This is a genomic window from Nocardia sp. NPDC046763 (assembly GCF_040645495.1).
Lineage (GTDB): Bacteria > Actinomycetota > Actinomycetes > Mycobacteriales > Mycobacteriaceae > Nocardia.
This window is the reverse complement of the sequence record NZ_JBEYYI010000023.1, coordinates 15,819-34,824: the sequence shown is the minus strand read 5'-3', so window position 1 is coordinate 34,824 and position 19,006 is coordinate 15,819. Positions and strand designations below refer to the sequence as shown.

At 68.4% G+C, this 19,006-nt stretch carries 20 protein-coding genes and 1 pseudogene; 16 read left to right on the top strand and 5 right to left on the bottom strand.

The annotated features are described in order from the left end of the window. The first annotated feature begins 40 nt into the window (after window positions 1–40). The 7 genes and pseudogenes from urtB to ABZ909_RS30700 all read left to right on the top strand — a co-directional run bounded on the left by urtB (window position 41) and on the right by ABZ909_RS30700 (window position 5,293). Entirely contained in the window at window positions 41–928 is an 888-nt protein-coding gene (urtB, locus tag ABZ909_RS30730; protein ID WP_357006438.1) for an urea ABC transporter permease subunit UrtB, read from the top strand. Next, entirely contained in the window at window positions 925–2,106 is a 1,182-nt protein-coding gene (urtC, locus tag ABZ909_RS30725) for an urea ABC transporter permease subunit UrtC (protein WP_357006435.1), read from the top strand. Before urtB ends, urtC begins: the two co-directional genes overlap by 4 nt. Continuing rightward, window positions 2,103–2,975, top strand: coding sequence for an urea ABC transporter ATP-binding protein UrtD (gene urtD / locus ABZ909_RS30720; protein WP_357006432.1), 873 nt, complete (start codon window positions 2,103–2,105; stop codon window positions 2,973–2,975). Before urtC ends, urtD begins: the two co-directional genes overlap by 4 nt. Then, window positions 2,959–3,651, top strand: a complete 693-nt coding sequence (gene urtE, locus ABZ909_RS30715) for an urea ABC transporter ATP-binding subunit UrtE (protein ID WP_357006429.1) — start codon at window positions 2,959–2,961, stop codon at window positions 3,649–3,651. The genes urtD and urtE overlap by 17 nt, the downstream gene beginning before the upstream one ends. A gap of 11 nt (window positions 3,652–3,662) precedes the next feature. After that, window positions 3,663–3,953: pseudogene (locus ABZ909_RS30710) on the top strand (GntR family transcriptional regulator); the annotation flags it as partial. 177 nt (window positions 3,954–4,130) lie between these two features. After that, window positions 4,131–4,688, top strand: coding sequence for an FCD domain-containing protein (locus ABZ909_RS30705; RefSeq protein WP_357006744.1), 558 nt, complete (start codon window positions 4,131–4,133; stop codon window positions 4,686–4,688). A gap of 65 nt (window positions 4,689–4,753) precedes the next feature. After that, a complete protein-coding gene (locus ABZ909_RS30700) occupies window positions 4,754–5,293 on the top strand; it encodes a carboxymuconolactone decarboxylase family protein (protein WP_357006426.1) in 540 nt (179 codons plus the stop codon). Window positions 5,294–5,324: 31 nt separating this feature from the next. Here ABZ909_RS30700 and ABZ909_RS30695 read toward each other — a convergent pair whose 3' ends face one another. Together ABZ909_RS30695 and ABZ909_RS30690 are read right to left on the bottom strand one after the other, a co-directional pair. Beyond that, complete coding sequence (locus ABZ909_RS30695; RefSeq protein ID WP_357006423.1) at window positions 5,325–5,996, bottom strand: GNAT family N-acetyltransferase; 672 nt, start codon at window positions 5,994–5,996, stop codon at window positions 5,325–5,327. A gap of 102 nt (window positions 5,997–6,098) precedes the next feature. Continuing rightward, window positions 6,099–6,878, bottom strand: coding sequence for a TetR/AcrR family transcriptional regulator C-terminal domain-containing protein (locus ABZ909_RS30690; protein WP_357006420.1), 780 nt, complete (start codon window positions 6,876–6,878; stop codon window positions 6,099–6,101). Window positions 6,879–7,001: 123 nt separating this feature from the next. Here ABZ909_RS30690 and ABZ909_RS30685 point away from each other — a divergent pair, with 123 nt between their 5' ends. From ABZ909_RS30685 to ABZ909_RS30665, 5 genes are all read left to right on the top strand, one after another. Continuing rightward, window positions 7,002–7,382 (top strand): VOC family protein, encoded by a 381-nt coding sequence (locus tag ABZ909_RS30685; protein WP_357006417.1) that lies wholly within the window; start codon window positions 7,002–7,004, stop codon window positions 7,380–7,382. 110 nt (window positions 7,383–7,492) lie between these two features. Next, window positions 7,493–8,080 carry a dihydrofolate reductase family protein gene (locus ABZ909_RS30680; RefSeq protein WP_357006414.1) on the top strand — a complete coding sequence of 196 codons (588 nt, stop codon included), beginning with the start codon at window positions 7,493–7,495 and terminating at the stop codon, window positions 8,078–8,080. Window positions 8,081–8,083: 3 nt separating this feature from the next. Further along, a complete protein-coding gene (locus tag ABZ909_RS30675; protein ID WP_357006411.1) occupies window positions 8,084–8,440 on the top strand; it encodes a YciI family protein in 357 nt (118 codons plus the stop codon). Window positions 8,441–8,469: 29 nt separating this feature from the next. After that, window positions 8,470–9,690 carry an RNA polymerase sigma factor gene (locus tag ABZ909_RS30670; protein WP_357006408.1) on the top strand — a complete coding sequence of 407 codons (1,221 nt, stop codon included), beginning with the start codon at window positions 8,470–8,472 and terminating at the stop codon, window positions 9,688–9,690. 134 nt (window positions 9,691–9,824) lie between these two features. Next, the gene (locus ABZ909_RS30665) at window positions 9,825–10,316 is read left to right on the top strand and encodes a transglycosylase SLT domain-containing protein (RefSeq protein ID WP_357006405.1); all 492 of its coding nucleotides are present in this window, start codon (window positions 9,825–9,827) and stop codon (window positions 10,314–10,316) included. 43 nt (window positions 10,317–10,359) lie between these two features. Here the strand turns inward: ABZ909_RS30665 and ABZ909_RS30660 are convergent, their stop codons facing one another. Beyond that, window positions 10,360–11,211 (bottom strand): SDR family oxidoreductase, encoded by an 852-nt coding sequence (locus ABZ909_RS30660; RefSeq protein ID WP_357006402.1) that lies wholly within the window; start codon window positions 11,209–11,211, stop codon window positions 10,360–10,362. A 108-nt stretch (window positions 11,212–11,319) separates the two neighbouring features. Here ABZ909_RS30660 and ABZ909_RS30655 point away from each other — a divergent pair, with 108 nt between their 5' ends. After that, window positions 11,320–11,718: a helix-turn-helix domain-containing protein gene (locus ABZ909_RS30655; RefSeq protein WP_357006399.1), complete on the top strand. Its 399-nt coding sequence runs from the start codon at window positions 11,320–11,322 to the stop codon at window positions 11,716–11,718. An 8-nt stretch (window positions 11,719–11,726) separates the two neighbouring features. Further along, a complete protein-coding gene (locus ABZ909_RS30650; protein ID WP_357006396.1) occupies window positions 11,727–12,206 on the top strand; it encodes a nucleoside deaminase in 480 nt (159 codons plus the stop codon). Window positions 12,207–12,382: 176 nt separating this feature from the next. On the opposite strand, the gene lpdA is transcribed toward ABZ909_RS30650, so the two are convergent. Both lpdA and ABZ909_RS30640 read right to left on the bottom strand, forming a co-directional pair. Further along, entirely contained in the window at window positions 12,383–13,786 is a 1,404-nt protein-coding gene (gene lpdA / locus ABZ909_RS30645; protein ID WP_357006394.1) for a dihydrolipoyl dehydrogenase, read from the bottom strand. A gap of 127 nt (window positions 13,787–13,913) precedes the next feature. Next, window positions 13,914–14,915, bottom strand: coding sequence for a membrane dipeptidase (locus tag ABZ909_RS30640; RefSeq protein WP_357006391.1), 1,002 nt, complete (start codon window positions 14,913–14,915; stop codon window positions 13,914–13,916). Window positions 14,916–15,054: 139 nt separating this feature from the next. Here ABZ909_RS30640 and ABZ909_RS30635 point away from each other — a divergent pair, with 139 nt between their 5' ends. Beyond that, complete coding sequence (locus ABZ909_RS30635) at window positions 15,055–17,103, top strand: prolyl oligopeptidase family serine peptidase (protein ID WP_357006388.1); 2,049 nt, start codon at window positions 15,055–15,057, stop codon at window positions 17,101–17,103. 15 nt (window positions 17,104–17,118) lie between these two features. Further along, entirely contained in the window at window positions 17,119–19,002 is a 1,884-nt protein-coding gene (locus ABZ909_RS30630) for an aspartate ammonia-lyase (protein WP_357006385.1), read from the top strand. Window positions 19,003–19,006: the final 4 nt, after the last annotated feature.

Below are 19,006 nucleotides of genomic sequence, written 5' to 3'. Positions count from 1 at the left end.
CAGACAATCGATCCCTGCCTGGAGCGAAGCGGAGGGCACATTGAACACAGCGGCTGTCGGACAGCTCTTCACGGGGCTGAGTCTGGGCTCGATCCTGCTGCTCGCAGCGCTGGGTCTGTCGCTGACCTTCGGTCAGATGGGCGTCATCAATATGGCGCACGGTGAATTCATCATGGCCGGGTGTTACACGACCTACGTTGTGGAACAACTGATCTCGGCGACGGGCGTGGCGCTGATCGTGTCACTGTTCGTCGGCTTCCTGGTCGGCGGCCTGCTGGGCGCGGCCCTGGAAATGGGGCTCATCCGCTGGATGTACGACCGACCCCTGGACACCCTGCTGGTCACCTTCGGTGTCGGATTGATCCTGCAACAGGCGGTGCGGGACATCTTCGGCGCGCCCGCCAAGAACGTGGTCGCGCCGGATTGGCTGACCGGTGGCCTCACCATCGCGGGCACCGTGGTGCCCAAGACCCGCATCTTCATCATGGTGCTGGCCGTGGTGGCGGTGATCGCACTGGCCACCGTGCTCGAGACGACGCCGCTCGGCCGCCGCATCCGGGCGGTGGTGCAGAACCGCAGCCTGGCCGAAACCTCCGGCGTCTCTTCACGTCTCACCGATGTGAGCACCTTCTTCATCGGTTCCGGGCTGGCGGCGGTGGCCGGTGTGGCCCTGACCCTGATCGGCTCCACCAGCCCCACCATCGGGCAGTCGTATCTGGTGGACGCCTTCCTGGTGGTCGTGATCGGCGGCCTCGGGCAGATCAAGGGCACCGTGATCGCGGCCTTCGCCATGGGTCTGCTGAATTCGTTCGTCGAATACTCGACCACCGCGACGGTTGCCAAGGTGATCGTCTTCGTTGTGGTCGTGATCTTCCTGCAGGTGCGCCCGCAGGGCCTGTTCACCGTCCGGACGAGGAGTCTGGCATGACCACCATCCAGCGGCTGGGTGCCAACTCTTCCCTGAAAGCCCTGGGCGGCTTCGTCATCGCCGCCATCGTCCTGTTCGGTCTCGCACCGGCGATGCTCACCGACTTCCGGTTGAGCCTGCTCGCCAAGTTCCTGTGCTTCGCCATCGTCGCGGTCGGCATCGGCCTGGCGTGGGGCCGCGGCGGCATGCTGACCCTCGGGCAGGGCGTGTTCTTCGGCATCGGCGCATACATCATGGCCATGCACATGCAGATGGCCGATGCCGCCAAGGCGCACGAGGATGTGCCGGAGTTCATGACCATCGCGGGTGTGGACCAATTGCCCTCGTACTGGCGGCCTTTCGAGTCGGCGCCGGTGGCGCTCCTGGCGATCGCGGTGCTGCCCGCCGCCATTGCCGCGGTGCTCGGCTTCGGGGTGTTCAAGCGCCGGGTCAAGGGCGCGTACTTCGCCATCCTGAGCCAGGCGCTGGCCGCGGCACTGGCGATCCTGCTCACCGGACAGCAGACCATCGGCGGCTTCACCGGATTGAGCGACTTCCGCTCGTTCTTCGGCTTCCGCCTGGACGATCCGGTGAACCGGCGCATGCTGTTCTTCATCGCGGCGGGCACGCTGCTGATCGTGGTGGCCATCGCACGCCAGCTCATGCGCAGCCGGTACGGGGAACTGCTCGTCGCCGTGCGTGATCAGGAGGAACGGGTTCGCTTCCTCGGCTACGACCCGGCCAATATCAAGATCGTCGCCTATGTGGTGGCCGCGTTCTTCGCGGGCATCGCGGGCGCATTGTTCACCCCGATCGTCGGCATCATCTCCCCCGCCGACATCGGTGTCGTCCCGTCCATCGCCTTCCTCATCGGCGTCGCCATCGGCGGCCGCACCACCCTGCTCGGGCCGGTGCTGGGCGCGATCGGCGTGGCCTGGGCGCAGACCACGTTCTCCGAGCACTTCCCGTCGGCGTGGACCTACTTCCAGGGTGCGCTGTTCATCGTGGTGGTCGGCTTCATTCCGGCCGGGCTGGCCGGATTCGGGCCCATGGCCAAGCAGCTGCTGGAGCGGCTGCGGCCCACGACGGCCCCCGACGCCGCACCGGAACCGGCCGCCGAGCCCGAGATCGAGGCCGAGGCCGAGGCCGAGCCGAAGGCCGAGGCGGCCGAGGCCGAGCAGAGGGTGGAAGCGCGATGACCGTACCCGAACCGAAAATCGGCGGCAACGCCGGAATGGACAGCGAATACCTCGAAGTCCGCGGCCTGTCCGTGAGTTTCGACGGCTTCAAGGCCGTCTCCGACGTGGATCTGACCGTCCTGCAGGGCGATCTGCGCTTCCTCATCGGACCCAACGGCGCGGGTAAGACCACCCTCATCGACGCCATCACCGGCCTGGTGCCCGCGACCGGTTCGGCGCAGAAGACCGGCGCCGAGCTGATCGGCCGCAAGGTGCATCAGATCGCCCGGCTCGGGGTGGGCCGCACCTTCCAGACGGCGAGTGTGTTCGAACAGCTCACCGTGCTGCAGAACCTCGATATCGCCGCGGGCGCGGGACGTTCCGTGCTCACCCTGCTGCGCCGGCGCAAGTCGGTGCTGCCCGCCATCGAGGAGGCGCTCGAGACCACGGGGCTCGCCGCGCTGCGCGACAAACCTGCCGGGGTGCTCGCGCACGGTCAGAAACAGTGGCTGGAGATCGGGATGCTGCTGGTGCAGAACGCCTCGGTGCTGCTGCTGGACGAACCGGTGGCGGGCATGAGCGCCGAGGAACGCGAGGAGACCGGAAACCTGCTGCGCCGCATCGGCGGTGAGCGGGTGGTCATCGTCGTCGAGCACGATATGGATTTCATGCGCGCATTCGCCAGCTCGGTGACGGTGCTCGCGGGCGGCCGCGTCCTCAGCGAGGGCACCGTGAAGCAGGTGCAGGCCGATCCGAAGGTGCAGGAGGTCTACCTCGGCACCGCCGCGGCCGGCGAGCTGCCGCCCGCTGAGACCAGCACTACTGAATCCATTGGCGCGGAGCAGGAATCGGACGAGGCGAAGGAGGCCGCGGATGCTGGAACTCGTTGACCTACACACCGGCTACGGCCGCACCGAGGTGATTCACGGTGTGTCCCTGACGGTTCCAGACAATGGCGTGGCGGCCATCATGGGCCACAACGGGGCCGGGAAGACCTCGCTGCTGCGTGCCGCGGTCGGCCTGCTGCCCGCCAAGTCCGGGCGGATCCGCTTCGGCGGCGAGGACATCACCAAGATGTCGCCGTCCCGGCGGGTCAAGCGCGGCCTCGCGTACGTTCCACAGGGGCAGCAGAGTTTTCCACAGCTGTCCACAATGGAGAACCTCCAGGTGGTGGCCGACGGCCGCAAACGCGGCAAGGTACTCATCGACGAAGCACTGGACCTGTTCCCGGCGCTGCGGGAGCTGTTGTCCCGCAAGGCCGGACTGCTCTCCGGCGGCCAGCGCCAGCAGCTGGCCATCGCCCGCGCCCTCATCACCGAACCGGCGCTGCTGATCCTCGACGAGCCGACCGAGGGCATCCAGCCCTCGGTGGTCGCCGAGATCGAACGCACCATCATCGAACTCGCCGGCCGGGGCGGACTCAGCGTGCTGCTGGTCGAACAGCACATCGGCTTCGCGCTGCAGGCCGCCCAGCAGTTCTATGTCCTGCGCTCGGGCCGCGTCACCTCCTCCGGGGCGGGCGGCGCGAGCGCGGAATCCGCCGTGCGCCAGGCCATGGCGATCTGATCGGACACTCCGTGAACGCGCGCAGGGGGCGTATTCCGTTGTCCGAGCGGGTCTATCGATCCCTCCAGCGCGATCTCGCGGCCGGGATGCTGGTACCGACCGAGCGTCTCGGCGAGGAACGCCTCGCCGAGACCTACGGCGTCTCCCGCACCCCGGTCCGCGAGGCGCTGGCCCGGCTCCTCGCCGACGGCCTGCTGGAACGCCACACCGACGGCCTCTACCCGTACCGCCCCCGGGTCGACGAACTCGGGGACCTCTACGAACTCCGAATAGTCCTGGAAGCCAGAGGAATCCAACGGCTGCAGGCCACCGCGGCGGCACTCCCCGAGCCACTGGCCGTGGCTTTTCTCCCGGAGCCCCCGGAGGCGACCGTGCCTTCGGAGCCCCCGGAGGCGACCGTGCTTCCGGAGCCCCCGGAGGCGACCGTGCCTCCGGAGCCCCCGGTAGCGACCGTGCCTCCGGAGCCCCCGGTAGCGACCATGTCTCCGGTCGTTGTGGCCCACCCCCGACCGTCCGGGTCACCCACCGACACGGGCGAACTCGGTGCGTACACCTATGCGACCGAGCCGGTTCCCGCCGCACCGACCGCTCCAGTCGATGCGATCACCGCCCGGGCTCCCGGACCCGCGAGTCGGCCCGCGGTCACACTGCACGACATGGGCGCAGTCGAGCGGGAGCTCGACATCTGGCGGCGCGTGCGCGAGCATCCGCCCGAACCCGGGGCCGAACTCATCGCCGCCGACGAACGATTCCACACCACACTCCTGCTGGCCGCCGGCAATTCCGCACTGGCCGACGCACTCTCGACGGTGCACGCCCGGGTGCGGCCGGTGCGAGCCCTGGACATGCCCACGCCCGGGCGGATCGCCGCGATGGCCGAGGACCACATCGCCCTTGCCGAGCACCTGCTCGCGGGAGATCTGGACACCGCCCTGCGCACCCTGCTGGCCCACCTCACCAGCTCCCGAGCGCATGTCCTCACCCGCGCGCGCCGCGCACTGGAGCTCACCAAACTCGCCCAGGCGGTCCGCGAGTGACCCGATCCGCGCCGCGCCGGGCCGTCGGTCTGGCGAGTGGCTCAGACAGGGTGTTGACTGGGGGAATGGTGTCGACGAGGCCACGCATCGCTCCTGGTCGTCTGCGGGAGCTCGGTCCGGTGAACTGGGTTGTCTGGCAGGCGCTTTCCCGTGCCGCGGGCACGGAGGACGCGCATCTGTTCAGTACGCTGGGCCGCACCGGCGGCCTGTTCCGGGGATGGCTGCACTTCTCCGGCCGCCTCATGCCGGGCGGCAAGCTGCGCCGGTACGAGTCCGAACTGGTCATCCTGCGCGTCGCCCACCTGCGTCAATGCGAGTACGAGACGGACCATCACATCCGGCTGGGCCGCCGCGCGGGCGTCACCGCCGAAATCCTGGACCGCCTCCGCGAGGGCCCGGCCGCCACCGGGTGGTCCGCCAAGGAGCGGGCGCTGCTCACCGCCGTGGATCAGCTGGTCACCACCCGCGACCTCGACGACGCCACCTGGCAATCCCTCGCCGACCACTACGACGAGCGCCGCCTCATCGAAATCGTCCTGCTCACCAACCAATACGAGGGCCTGGCCAGCACCATCACCGCCCTCCGTATCCAAACCGACCACTAGCCGCGCGTCCGGCCGCGGCCGCGGGCATGGGTCAGCGGCGCAGGCGGTAGACCGGCTGGGTGGCGGCTTCGGGAACGGTCTCGGCGTGCGGGATGGGATGCGCGTAGGCGGGTTCGGCGGGGCGGGCGGGCTGGATGCGAGCGTGCAGGTGCATGTCGTGCCAGCCGTCGTCGTGCAGGCCCGCGCTGCGATTGATGCCCTCGAGCACGAAGCCGGATTTGTGTGCCACCCGGCAGGATTGGGGGTTATGAACGGAATGCCGTAATTCCAGGCGGTGGAATCCGGCCACCTCGAAGGCCCAGCCGACCAACGCCTCCACCGTGCGCGGGGCGATGCCGCGGCCGCGCGCCGCGGGGACCACCCAGTACGCCAGCTCGGCCTCACCGTGCCCGAGTTCCATGTGATGCAGCGAGGCCCGGCCCATCAGCCGGCCGCTGCGGCCATCGGCGACAGCCCAACTGGCCACGGTGCCACCGCTCCACGTACGCGCCCAGGAGTCCACCCACTCCCCGGCCTCCTCCACGGTGTCCGCGGTGCGCACATGCCAGCGCCGAATGGCCGGATCCTGGAAGGCCGCATACACCTCGGGCCCGTCCCGGCGCAGCCACGGCCGCAGCACCAGCCCGTCTCCCATCGGGAGCACCGGCTGCGCTGCCCGACTGAAGGTTTCGACGGCGACGATTGCCGGGGTTGATCGCGGCATGGGTGGAATTCTGCCCGCGATCGCCCGGTCCGCGCGGCGAAATTGAGACCATCGTCCCGATCGGTCTCTCTTGCGCGTATCGTCCGAACCGACCGGCCGCGCTCAGGGCCTGCGGTTTTCGATCAGCGCGGCCAATCCGTCCAGGACCCGGGCCAGCCCGAACTCGTAGGCGTGGTCCGCGCTGTAGGCGCTGTCGTGGGCCTGCCCCGCGACCGCTCCGATCCGGGCCGCCAGGGGATAGCGGCGAGCGTCGAAGACCCGCGCCAGCAGCGGGGCCGCCCGCTCCCACCACTCGCGATCGGAGTGCCCGCTCTCGGTCGCGGCCCGCGCGGTGTCGATGGCGAGCTGCGCGGTCGAGGTCACGAAGCCCAGCACATAGGTGAGTGCGGCGTCCATCTCCAGATCACCGAGGCCGAGCCCGTCGAACGCGCACAGCTCGTGATCGTATTTCGCGGCCACGCCGGGACCCAGCGGCGGCCGCGTGGTCGGCAGGTAGGCCACCCACGGATGCTCGGCCAGCAGGGCGCGATTCTCGGCGGCGATCGTGGAAACCCGTTCCCGCCAGGGCATTCCGGTGAGATCGTGACGCGGCATGCGCTGGTAGACGGTGTCGAGCATGAGGTCCAGCAGTTCGGCCTTACCCGGCACGTAGGTGTAGGTGGCCATGGGCGTGATGCCCAGCTTGGCCGCCACCGACCGCATGGTGAGCGCGCCCAGCCCCTCGCCGTCGGCGATCTCCAGCGCGGCCGCGATGACGGCGTCGAGGGTGGTGCGCTGCTTGGGCCCGCGCGCCGAACCGCCGGATCCGGGCTCGCGCCACAGCAGTTCCAGCGTGCGCACCGGGTCCCCCGCGCTGCTGCGTTCCCCGCTTCGTCCGGCCATTCGCGCCACCTCCGCCGCTGATCGTATCGATGTGACAGTCGTCACTTTGCAGCCCGTCGAGGTTTTCTGTACAAAGTACAGCGTACTTAGTACAGAGTTGATCGGCACCACGTAGGAGGCCTCATGACCACCATCACCGCATCCGCGATCTCCCTGAACGTGCCCGACCCGATCGCCTCGGCGACCTTCCTCATCGACCACTTCGGCTTCGCCGAGAAGATGTCGGCCGACGGCTTCGTCAACGTGACCCGGCCGGACGCCGGATTCGACGTCATCTACCTGCGCACCGGCCTCGGCAGCTTCAAGCCGGACCGCATCGCGGGCAGCGCGGGCGAGGGCCTGCTGGTGGTGTTCGTCGTGGACGACATCGACGCCGAATACGCCCGCGTCCAAGGCGAAGGCGTGCCGATCGTGACCCACATCGAGACCGAGCCGTGGGGCGAGCGCTACTTCCAGGCCCTCGACCCCAATGGGATCGTCATCCAACTGGTCCAGTGGGTCTGACCGAACCCGCTGAAAGATTCCTCCGTCGAACGTGTCGATTCCGGCCGGGCCCGTTCGAGGAGTAGTCGAGGGCCGAACGGCGGCCCGGCACTTCGACGAGAGGAATTTCGATGCGAAAAGTGGTGGCTTTCGAGCACATGACCCTCGACGGCTTCGCGGCCTCGCGCACCGAGCTCGGACTGGAATGGACATTAGGCGCCTACAGTCCGGACCTCGCCGCCTTCCACGACGAGCACATCCGGGCTGATATCGGTACGACGATCTACGGCCGCAAGACCTTCGAGGGCATGCGCGATCACTGGTCGAGCGTTCCGGACAACCCGGAGGCCACGGCACACGATCTCGAACACGCCGAATGGGTCACGAATATCGACAAGATCGTCTTCTCGACCACGCTCGAGTCGGCCGGCTGGCCGAACACCCGGATCATCGACAGCGACGGGGCGGCGCGCATCGCGGAACTGCAGGCGGAAGACGGCGGCGCGCTGGTCATCTACGGCAGCCCGACCCTGGTGCACTGGTTTGCCGACGCCGGGCTCATCGACGAATACCGCGTCGTCATCCATCCGGTGACAATCGGCTCCGGCACCCCTATGTTCCGGGACAAGACCGAACTGAATCTGAACCTGCTGGAATCGAAGTCGTTCGACGGTGGCGCCCTCTATGTCCGCTATGCAGTCGCCCAGCGAGAGGATTGAGCAATGCGATACCTGGCACTGATTCGCCTGGATCCCGCCCGGATGCCCGAGGAGGGGCCCGGCGATGACCTGATCGCCAAGGTCAACGAGATCATCGAGGAGATGACCAAGGCGGGCGTGCTGCTCGACACGGCGGGCCTACGCCCGGTCGAGGAGGGCACCCGGATCCGGCAGGCCGGCGGCGTGCAGACCGTCGTGGACGGGCCGTACACCGAATCCAAGGAGATCATCGGCGGATACATGGTGCTGCAGACCCGTTCGCCGGAGGAGGCGACCGAGTGGGCGTCCCGGTTCCTGCGGGTGCACGGGCCGGAGTGGGACATCGAGGTCGAGGTGCGACAGCTGGACGGCCAGAACTGAATCCGCAGCAGGAGCGGGCGCGCCGGGCCGTGGAGGCGGCCTGGCGCATCGAATGGCCGCGTCTGGTGGCGGGCCTGACCCGCCTGGTCGGTGATATCGCCACTGCCGAGGAGCTCGCGCAGGACGCCCATGTGGCGGCGCTGGAACAGTGGCCTCGCGACGGCGTCCCGCCGAATCCGGGCGGCTGGCTCATGCTGACGGCGAAACACCGTGCGGTGGACCGCATTCGGCGCGACGTGAACTTCGCGCGGAAACTGGAGCTGCTCGGCCGTGAGACGCTCACGGCCGAGCAGCCGCCCGGCGAACCGGAACCGGCCATCGCGGATGACCTGCTGCGCATGATCTTCACCGCCTGCCATCCGGCGCTCTCGCCCCCAGCGCGGGCGGCGCTCACCCTGCGCATGGTGGGCGGCCTGACCACGGCCGAGATCGCGCGGGCCCATCTGGTCCCGGAATCGACCGTGGCGCAACGCATAGTGCGCGCCAAGCGCACCATCGCGGCCAAACGGATTCCCTACGAGGTGCCCGCGGGCGCGGAGCTGGCCGCGCGCCTGGACTCCGTGCTCGAGGTCATCTACCTGATCTTCAACGAGGGCTACGCCGCCACCTCCGGCGAGCGCTGGGTCCGGGCCGAATTGTGCGAGGACGCACTGCGTCTGGCACGCATCCTCACCGGGCTGCTACCCGAGGAGCCGGAGGCGTACGGGCTGGCGGCCCTGCTCGAACTGCAGGCTTCCCGCACCACCGCCCGCAGTGACGCGGACAACGCGCTGGTGCTGCTGCCGGATCAGGACCGGTCGCGGTGGAATCGGCTCTCGATCGAACGCGGCCTGACCGCTCTGGGCCGCGCGCACACGCTGAATCGGATGCGGGACCTTCCGCCCGGGCGCTACGCACTCCAGGCCGCCATCGCCTCCGTGCACGCCGTCGCCCCCACCGCCGCCGAGACCGACTGGCGGCGCATCGCCGGACTGTACGCGGTGCTGGCGCAACGGTTTCCGTCGCCGATCGTGGAGTTGAACCGTGCGGTCGCGGTGGCCATGGTGCACGGACCGGCCGCCGGGCTGGAGCTCATCGACGCGATCGTCGAGTCCGGCGCTCTCGACGACTATCACCTGCTGCACGCGGTGCGCGGCGATCTGCTGTCCCGGCTGGGCCGGGATGCCGAGGCGCGGATGGCCTTTCGACGCGCGGCCGAACTGACAGCCAACGAGACCGAGCGCGAACTGCTGCTCGGCCGGGCGCGCTGACGCCGTCCTCACTCCGATCAGCCATTTCACCGCGTGTCGCTCACCCCTCCCGCGAAATGGCAGGGCGTACGGTCGGTTCCTGACTGAAGACATATGGGTCTGTTTTTTCGTGAACGACACGGAAGGACCAGGCGTTGCCCATTCTCGACAAGCGTCCGCTCCGAGCCACCGTCCTCGGACTGCTCGTGGCGGCTCTCGCCCCGCTCACCGCCGCCGTCGCCACCGCCGACGCGCGCACCGAAATCGCCGACCCCATTGCCCAATCCGCGCTCCCGGCCGCTCTGCCGGTGGACCCGGCGTCCCTGCTGCAGCTGGTCGGCACGGCCCAGCGATTCGCCAAACCGGCTCTGCAGACACTGGCGCGTTTCATCGTGCCCGCGGACCAGTGGGGGTCGTTCAATCAGATCATCACGCACGAGAGCGACTGGCAGGTCTTCGCCATCAATCCGACGTCCGGCGCCTACGGGCTGGCCCAGGCCCTCCCCGCGCACAAGATGTTCAGCGAGGGCCCGGACTGGATGTTCAACCCGATCACCCAGCTGCGCTGGGCCTACCGCTACATGGTCACGCGCTACGGCAGCCCGAATGCCGCCTGGGACTTCTGGCAGGCCCACAACTGGTACTGAGCCTGCCGGTCCCCGAACTCGATCAGCCGTGTACGTGTCTCGATCAGCTCAGCGCGGCCCGGAAGACCTCGGCGACCGGGGTCGACGGGCGGCCCAGCAGCCGCTGCAGATCACCGGAGTCGACGGCCAGGATGCCGTCGGCGATACCGGCGTCAGCATCGGCCAGGGCGGCGGCATAGCCGGCGTCCAGACCCGCGCCCTCCAGTGCCGCGGCGTAGTCGGCCTGCGGCAGGTCCTGGTAGCGGACCGGCTTACCGGCCACCTCCGAAATCACCTGCGCCAGTTCGGCATACGAGAGCGTCTCGTCGCCGCCGAGTTCGTAGACCTTGCCCTCATGGCCGTCGGTGGTGAGGACGCGGGCGGCCGCCTCGGCGTAATCGGCGCGGGCCGCGCCGGATACCTTGCCCTCGCCCGCCGCGCCGTAGAGCACACCTGTCTCGATGGCGTGCGCCAGGCCGCCGGTGTAGTTCTCCCAGTACCAGCCGTTGCGCAGCAGCACGGTCGGAATGCTCGCCCCGGCCAGCGCGGCCTCGGTGCCGATGTGCTCCTGGGCCAGGATCAGCGGATTGCGGCCGGCCTGCGGAATGCTGCTGTAGGCCAGCAGTTTCACGCCCGCCCGCTCGGCCGCGCGCAGCACGTTGGTGTGCTGGGCGACGCGCTTACCGAACTCGTTGCCGGAGACCAGCAGCACGCGGTCGACGCCCTGGAAGGCGCGCTCGAGCGCGTCCGGATCGTCATAGCTCGCCACCCGCACGTCGACGCCCCGCGCGGCCAGATCAGCCACCTTGGCGGGATCGCGGACCACCGCCACCACCGGCTGCGATCCGTCCTTCAACAGCGCCTCGACGACCAGGCGACCCAGCTGTCCACTTGCTCCGGTGACTGCGACGGTCATGACTACCTCCAGGTTTCAGGGAATGAACTGCCGTTCTACTGGCACTAACTAATAGTAAGCACATACTATTCCAGAACCGCTACCCGAATCACAGGTAACCTGAATCTCATGAACGCTCGGCCTTCCGACCGGTCCTATCCGGACGACCCCACCCTGGAAGCCGACGTCTTCGCCCGCAACTGCTCCTCGCGCCCGGTCCTGCAAGACGTCGCCAGCCGCTGGGGCGTGCTCGCCCTGGCCGCACTGCGCGAGGGCCCCTACCGGTTCTCGGCGTTGCGCCGCCGCGTGGACGGCATCTCCGAGCGCATGCTCTCCCAAACCCTGCAGACCCTGGAACGCGACGGCATGGTCAATCGCGAAGTCCAGCAATCCATCCCGCCGGTCGTCGAATACACCCTCACCGACCTCGGCGCGCAGGTGGCCGACCAGCTCGTCGGCCTCATCGACATCCTCGAAACCAATATCGCGAAGATCGAAGCGGCCCAGACCGCCTACCACCGCACGTAAGGAGCCGCATGTCCGCCGACATCGATCTGAACTATCTCGAACGCTGCGTGGAGCTGGCCGCCGAGGCCCTGGACGCGGGCGATGAGCCGTTCGGGTCACTGCTGGTCGGCGCCGACGGCACGGTGCTGGCCGAGGACCGCAACCGCGTCTCGGGCGGCGACGCCACCCGCCACCCCGAATTCGAGCTGGCCCGCTGGGCCGCCGAGCACCTCGCCCCCGAGGACCGGGCGACGGCCACGGTCTACACCTCCGGCGAACACTGCGCCATGTGCTCGGCCGCCCACGCCTGGGTCGGCCTGGGCCGCATCGTCTACGCGGCCTCGACCGCCCAACTCACGGAGTGGCTCAACGAGTTCGGCGTCCCCGCGGGGCCCATCCGCCCCCTTGCCATCCAAGAGGTGGCCCCGGGCATCCCCGTCTCCGGCCCCTTCCCGGAGCTGACCGACCGCGTCTACGCCCTCCACCGCCGCCTGCACTTGGCGGACTGACCGCTGGAAAAACGAAAGCGGCCCGGTGCCAGCGGAAATCGCTGGCACCGGGCCGCTTCAGGGTTTCGGCGACAAAACCCTGAGATTCGCGAGACTGGCCTCCGCTTCGGGGTTCGAGGGTAGGCCCCCGAAATCCCTCGGGCCTCGGAGGCGAAGCCCCCGAGGGTCTTCGAGAGCTAGAAGTTGATCATGTGGCCGGCGAGGCCGTGGATCGCTTCCTGGAGGGCTTCCGACAGGGTCGGGTGGGTGTGCACATTGCGGGCCAGTTCGTTGACCGTGAGATCCCACTTCTGGGCCAGGGTCAGTTCCGGCAGCAGTTCGGAGACGTCGGGGCCGATGAGGTGGCCGCCGATGAGCTCGCCGTACTTGGCGTCGGAGATGAGCTTGACGAAGCCCTGCGCGTCGCCGAGGCCGTGCGCCTTGCCATTGGCGGTGAACGGGAAGGTCGCGACCTTGACGTCGTAGCCCTCGTCGCGGGCCTGCTGCTCGGTGAGGCCGAAGGAGGCGACCTGCGGCTGGCAGAAGGTGGCGCGCGGCATCATGCGGTAGTCGCCGAGCGACATGGTCTCCGCGCCCGCGATGGTCTCGGCCGCGACCACGCCCTGCGCCTCGGCGACGTGCGCGAGCTGCAGCAGGGCGGTGACGTCACCGATGGCGTAGATGCCGGGGACGTTGGTGCGCATGTACTCGTCGATCGCGATGGCGCCGCGGTCGGTGAGCTGCACGCCGGTGTTCTCCAGGCCGTAGCCCTGCACGCGCGGCGCGAAGCCGACGGCCTGCAGCACCTTGTCCACGGTGACGGTCTCGATCGCGCCGGACTTGTTGTCCTTGATCGACACGGTGACCTTGGACCCGTCGTCCTCGATGGACTGCACGCCCGCACTGGTGGTGATGGTGATGCCGAGCTTCTTGTACGCCTTGGTGATCTCCTTGGAGACGTCGGCGTCTTCGTTCGGCAGTGCGCGGTCGAGGAATTCGACGATGCGCACGTCCACACCGTAGTTCTTGAGGACGTATGCGAACTCCATGCCGATGGCGCCCGCACCCACGATGAGGATGGAACCCGGCAGGTCACGGGTGAGGATCTGCTCCTCGTAGGTGACCACGTTCGCGGACAGCGAGGTGCCCGGCAGCAGCTTGGTCTCGGTGCCCGCGGCGATGATCGCGTTGTCGAACGTGATGTCCTCGGTGCCGCCCTTGGTGAGCGCGACCGAGAGCGACTTCGGGCCGGTGAAGGTGCCCTTCCCGTCGAACTCGTCGATCTTGTTCTTCTTCATCAGGAAGTGGACGCCCTTGACCCGGCCGTCCGCGACCTTGCGGCTGCGGTCGAACGCCGCGCCGAAGTCGAAGGTCGCGTTACCCGAGATGCCGAAGGTCTTCGCTTCCTTGGTGAAGATATGAGCCAGCTCCGCATTGCGCAGCAGTGCCTTGGACGGAATGCAGCCCACGTTCAGGCACACGCCACCCCAGTATTTCTGCTCGACGATCGCTGTTCGCAGGCCGAGTTGAGCGGCACGGATCGCGGCGACGTAACCGCCGGGACCAGCGCCGAGAACGACGACATCGTAGTGGGAAGTCACGGCTTCGAGACTAGACCTGTCGCCTGGGCCTCACTCAGCCATCCCCCGCCCGCGTGAGACGGGGAACACGTGAGACAGGTCACGCCTGTCCGGTCTGGAAGCGACCGATCAGTCCGCCAGACCTGCTCTAATCACGCCAGACCTGCTGGGCCACGCGCGCGAAATTGCCGCCGAACACGGACGCGCGGTCGGATTCGGAGAAGCCGCGGGCGGCCAGCACCTCATCCAGACCCGGCACTCCGGACGTGCCGAGCAGGTCGTCCGGCGGCACCCACTGCAATTGGCCGTAGCGCAGATACTCCTCGGAGAAGCTCTCGGGATTCTTGGCCAGCTCGCGGTTGAAATCGTCGGCGTCGAAGGAGTAGTCGGACCCGACCCCGATGTGCTCGATGCCGACCAGTTCCGCCCCGTAGGCGATGTGGTCTGCCATGGCCTCGATGCGCCCGGCCCGGTCGGCGGGCTCGTTGCGGCCCAGGAAGATGCCGACCCCGTTGATGCCGATCACACCGCCGGTGGCCGCGCACGCCTTGGCCTGATCGTCGCCGATATTGCGCGGATGCGCCCACAGCGTCGCGAAATTCGAGTGGCTGTAGATCATGGGAACCGTCGTGGTCTCGGCGATGTCCAGGCCGGTGCGGCGCGAGCAGTGCGAGCCGTCGGCGAACACCCCGACCTCGTTCAGCTTGCGAATCAGGTCCCGTCCATAACGGGTGAGCCCGGTGCCGTCGGTGTCGAGACATCCGCCGCCGGCGGCATTCGCGTGGTTGTAGGTGGGCAGCAGCGACCGCAGGCCCAGTTCGTAGAACAGCTCGACATTGTCGAGATCGCCCTCCAGCGGCCCGGAGTCCTCGAGGTCGAAGGCCAGCGCGAGGGTGGCGTCGGTGTCCTCGGTGGGGACCTGCGGCCACGCGTCCTCGATGCTGTGCACCAGACGGAATCGCACGTCGGTCAAGGCATCCCGGCGGAACTGGGTGACCAGCTCGAGCGACTCGCGAGTGGATTGCGGCGCATAGCCGATATTCACCGAGAGATACGAGCCCAGCGGGTATCGCGTCAGGTCGGCGAGGTCCGCGGTCGGCAGCAGTGGCAGGCAGCAGTGCTGTTCCCACAGCCGGGGCTCATGCGACACGCCGAGGCCTCCTGGATCCGATCGGTATCGAGACAGCAATCCTACTGACCGGACGGCACGGTACCCGTTGTTCCGCGCAGCGGAGTGCCCGGCAATACGTTCGCGACCGGCGAACGCGCGCCTCGGCAACAATGTGGGTATGACCGGTGTTGGAGAGGGCGTGACGGATCCCTACCTGTGGCTCGAAGAGGTCGAGAGCGAGCGCGCCCTGACCTGGGCGGAAGAACGTAATGCGGTGTCCAGGGAGCGGTTCGCGTCCTCGGAGCGCTTCAGTGACCTCGAGGCGCGCGTGCTCGCCATGCTCGACACCGACACCCGCATCGCCTATCCGGGCCGGCGCGGCCCCTGGCTCTACAACTACTGGCGCGACCGTGAGCATCCGAAGGGCCTGTGGCGGCGCACCACCTTCGCCGAGTACGCCAAGGATGATCCGGAGTGGGAGATCCTCATCGACCTCGACGCGCTGGCGGCGGCCGAGGGCGAGAACTGGGTCTGGGGCGGTGCGGCGGTGAAGCGGCCGGAGCAGCGGCGCGCGCTCATCAGCCTCTCGCGCGGCGGCGCGGACGCCAAGGTGGTCCGCGAATTCGATATCGAGGCAAAGGCTTTCATCGCGCCCGAGGACGGCGGCTACCACCTACCCGAGGCCAAGTCGGACTTCGCCTGGATCGATCACGACACCCTGTACGTGGGCACCGATTTCGGCCCCGGCTCGCTGACCGATTCGGGCTATCCGCGGGTGGTGAAGCGCTGGCGGCGCGGAACCCCGCTGGAGGCGGCGGAATTCGTGTACGAGGGCGAGGTCACCGATGTGGCCGTCTCCTCGGGCTACGACCGCACCCCAGGCTACGAGCGGCACTTCCTGAGCCGCGCCACCGACTTCTTCAACGAAGAGGTCTACCTACTGGAGTCCGACGGCACGCTGCGGTTCATCGACGTGCCCACCGACGCCACCGAGACCTGGTACAAGCGGTGGCTGCTGGTGCGGCTGAAGTCGCCATGGGAGGTGAACGGCGCCACCTATCCGGCCGGCGCGCTGCTGGCGGCCGACTTCGAGGCATTCCTCTCCGGCGCACGCGATTTCGAGGTCCTGTTCACCCCCGACGCGCACACCGCGCTGCACGGCTACGGCTGGACCGAGAACCACCTGCTGCTGGTCACGTTGGAGGACGTGCAGACCAAGCTGTACGTGCTCACCCCCGGGCCCGACGGCTGGGCCCGCGAGCCGCTGGCCGATACTCCGGCCATGGCCAGCACCAGCATCATGAACCTGGACCGCCTCGAGGGCGGCGACGAATTCATGCTCTCCACCAGTGGCTTCACCCGCCCGACCACACTGATGTCGGGGGAGGTGGGCGGCAGCGTGGAGGTGCTGAAGCAGGAGCCGAGTTTCTTCGACGCCGACGGCATCGTGACCGAGCAGTTCTTCGCGCAGTCCGACGACGGCACCCGGATCCCGTATTTCGTGATCCGCCACCGCGATCGCCAGGGCTCCCCGGGCCCGACCGTGATGTCCGGTTACGGCGGGTTCGAGGTCTCCCGCACCCCCAGCTACAGCGGCATGGTGGGCATGGGCTGGCTGGAGCTCGGCGGCACCTACGTCATGACCAATATCCGCGGTGGCGGCGAATACGGTCCGGAATGGCACACCTCGGTGCTGAAGGCCAACCGGCACAAGGCCTTCGAGGATTTCGCGGCCGTGGCACGGGATCTGGTGGCGCGCGGCATCACCACGCCCGGGCAGCTGGGCGCGGTGGGCGGCAGTAATGGCGGCCTGCTCATGGGCGTCATGCTGACCCGGTACCCGGAGCTGTTCGGGGCCATCGTGTGCCAGGTGCCGCTGCTGGACATGAAGCGCTACCACCTGCTGCTGGCGGGCGCGTCCTGGATCGCCGAGTACGGCGACCCGGACAAGCCGGAGGAGTGGGAGTACCTCGAGAAGTACTCGCCGTACCAGAACACCGGCCCGGACCGGCAGTATCCGCCGATCCTGCTCACCACCTCCACCCGCGACGACCGCGTGCACCCCGGTCATGCGCGAAAGATGGCCGCGCGCTTGGCATCCGAGGGCCACGATGTCTGGTACTACGAGAACATCGAGGGCGGCCACGGCGGCGCGGCGGACAACAAACAGTCCGCCTTCCAGGCGGCGATAATCTACGAGTTCTTCACCCAGCAGCTGATGGACTGACGCCCGGGAGCCGACATGGACCAACTGGACGAGCTGATCGAGACCACCGCCGCCGCCACCGGGCTCGATCCGGACGACGTCCGGTCCTTCAGCGCCACCGCCGAGCGGCGCGAATATCCGGCCGGCTCAACCCTGTTCCACGAGGCCACGCCGCGGGAGTGGGCAGGCATCGTGGTCGAGGGCGAGATCCAGATCATCTCCGGCCTCACCGGCCACGAGGTCCAACTCGCGCGCCTGGGTCCCGGCAGCCTGGTCTCCGAGGTCGCGCTGGTGGACGACTCCCTGCACACCGCCACCGGCCGCACCCGCGACGGCGCGGTGGTGCTCGCGGTCCCGCACGCCACCCTGCGGGAGCTGGCCGAGCTGCACCCGGATCGCTACTACCGCATCGTCGCCCGCGTCGCCCAGCTCATCGCGCACCGCATGCGCAGCGTCTCCGAACGCCTGGCGGCGGCGATCGCGGCCCAGCAGCCGCTGGGCGGCATTCGCACCGAACACGATTCGCTCGGCACCCGGGAACTGCCCGCCGAGGCGTACTACGGCGTGCAGACCCTGCGCGCGATGGAGAACTTCCCGATCTCGGGCGTGAAGCTGCGCCGGTTCGGGCACCTGGTGTCCGCACTGGCCTACGTGAAAAAAGCCGCGGCACTGGCGAACGCGGAGCTGGGGGCGATCACGCAGGAGAAGGCGACGGCCATCATCGGGGCCTGCGACGAGCTGCTGGAGTCCGGCGGCTCCACCGCTCAGCGCCTGTGCGAGGACTTCATGGTCGACATGGTGCAGGGCGGCGCGGGCACCTCGACCAATATGAACGCCAACGAGGTCATCGCCAACCGCGGCCTCGAGCTGATGGGGCATCGCAAGGGCGAGTACCGCTACCTGCACCCCAACGACGACGTGAACTGCTCCCAGTCCACCAATGACGTCTACCCCACCGCGGTGAAGCTCGGCGTGTACCTGTCACTGCAGGACGCCGCCGCGGCGCTGGCGGAACTGCGGAATGCCCTGCGGGCCAAGGCGGTCGAATTCGGCGACGTCATCAAGATGGGCCGCACCCAGCTGCAGGACGCCGTCCCCATGACCCTCGGCCAGGAGTTCGGCGCGTACGCGGTCATGATCGGCGAGGCCATCACCCATCTGCAGCGTATCGGGCAGGACCTGCTCGCGGTGAACATGGGCGGCACCGCCATCGGCACCGGCATCACCAGCCCGCCCGGCTACGCGGACCTGGTCACCCGGAATCTCGCCGAGATCACCGGGCTACCCATCCGCCAGGCCGAGAACCTGGTCGAAGCAACCCAGGACTCGGGCGATTTCGTGGCGGTGTCGGGCACCCTCAAGCGCGCGGCGGTCCAGCTGTCCAAGATCTGCAACGACCTGCGGCTGCTCTCCAGCGGCCCGCGCGCCGGCCTGGGCGAGATCAATCTGCCCGCGGTGCAGCCGGGTTCGTCGATCATGCCCGGCAAGGTCAACCCGGTCATCCCGGAGGTGGTGAACCAGGTCTGCTTCCAGCTCATCGGCTACGACATGACCGTCACCATGGCCGCCGAGGCCAGCCAGCTGGAATTGAACATGGCCGAACCGATCATGGCCTACGACCTGCTGATGGGCCTGATGATGCTGCGCAACGCGGCCATCACCCTGACCAGCCGCTGCATCGCCGGCATCACCGCCAACCGGGACCACTGCCGGGATCTGGTGGCGCACAGCATCGGCCTGGTGACCGCGCTGGTACCCAAGCTCGGCTACGAGCAGTCGGCGGCGATCGCCAAGGAGGCGTTGCGGACCGGCGGCAGCGTCTACGACCTGGTGCTGGAGCGCAGCGCCCTGAGCAAAGACGAGCTCGACGAGCTGCTGAGCCCGGAGAAGATGACCGCGCCGCGGTCGCGCACCCTCTGAATCG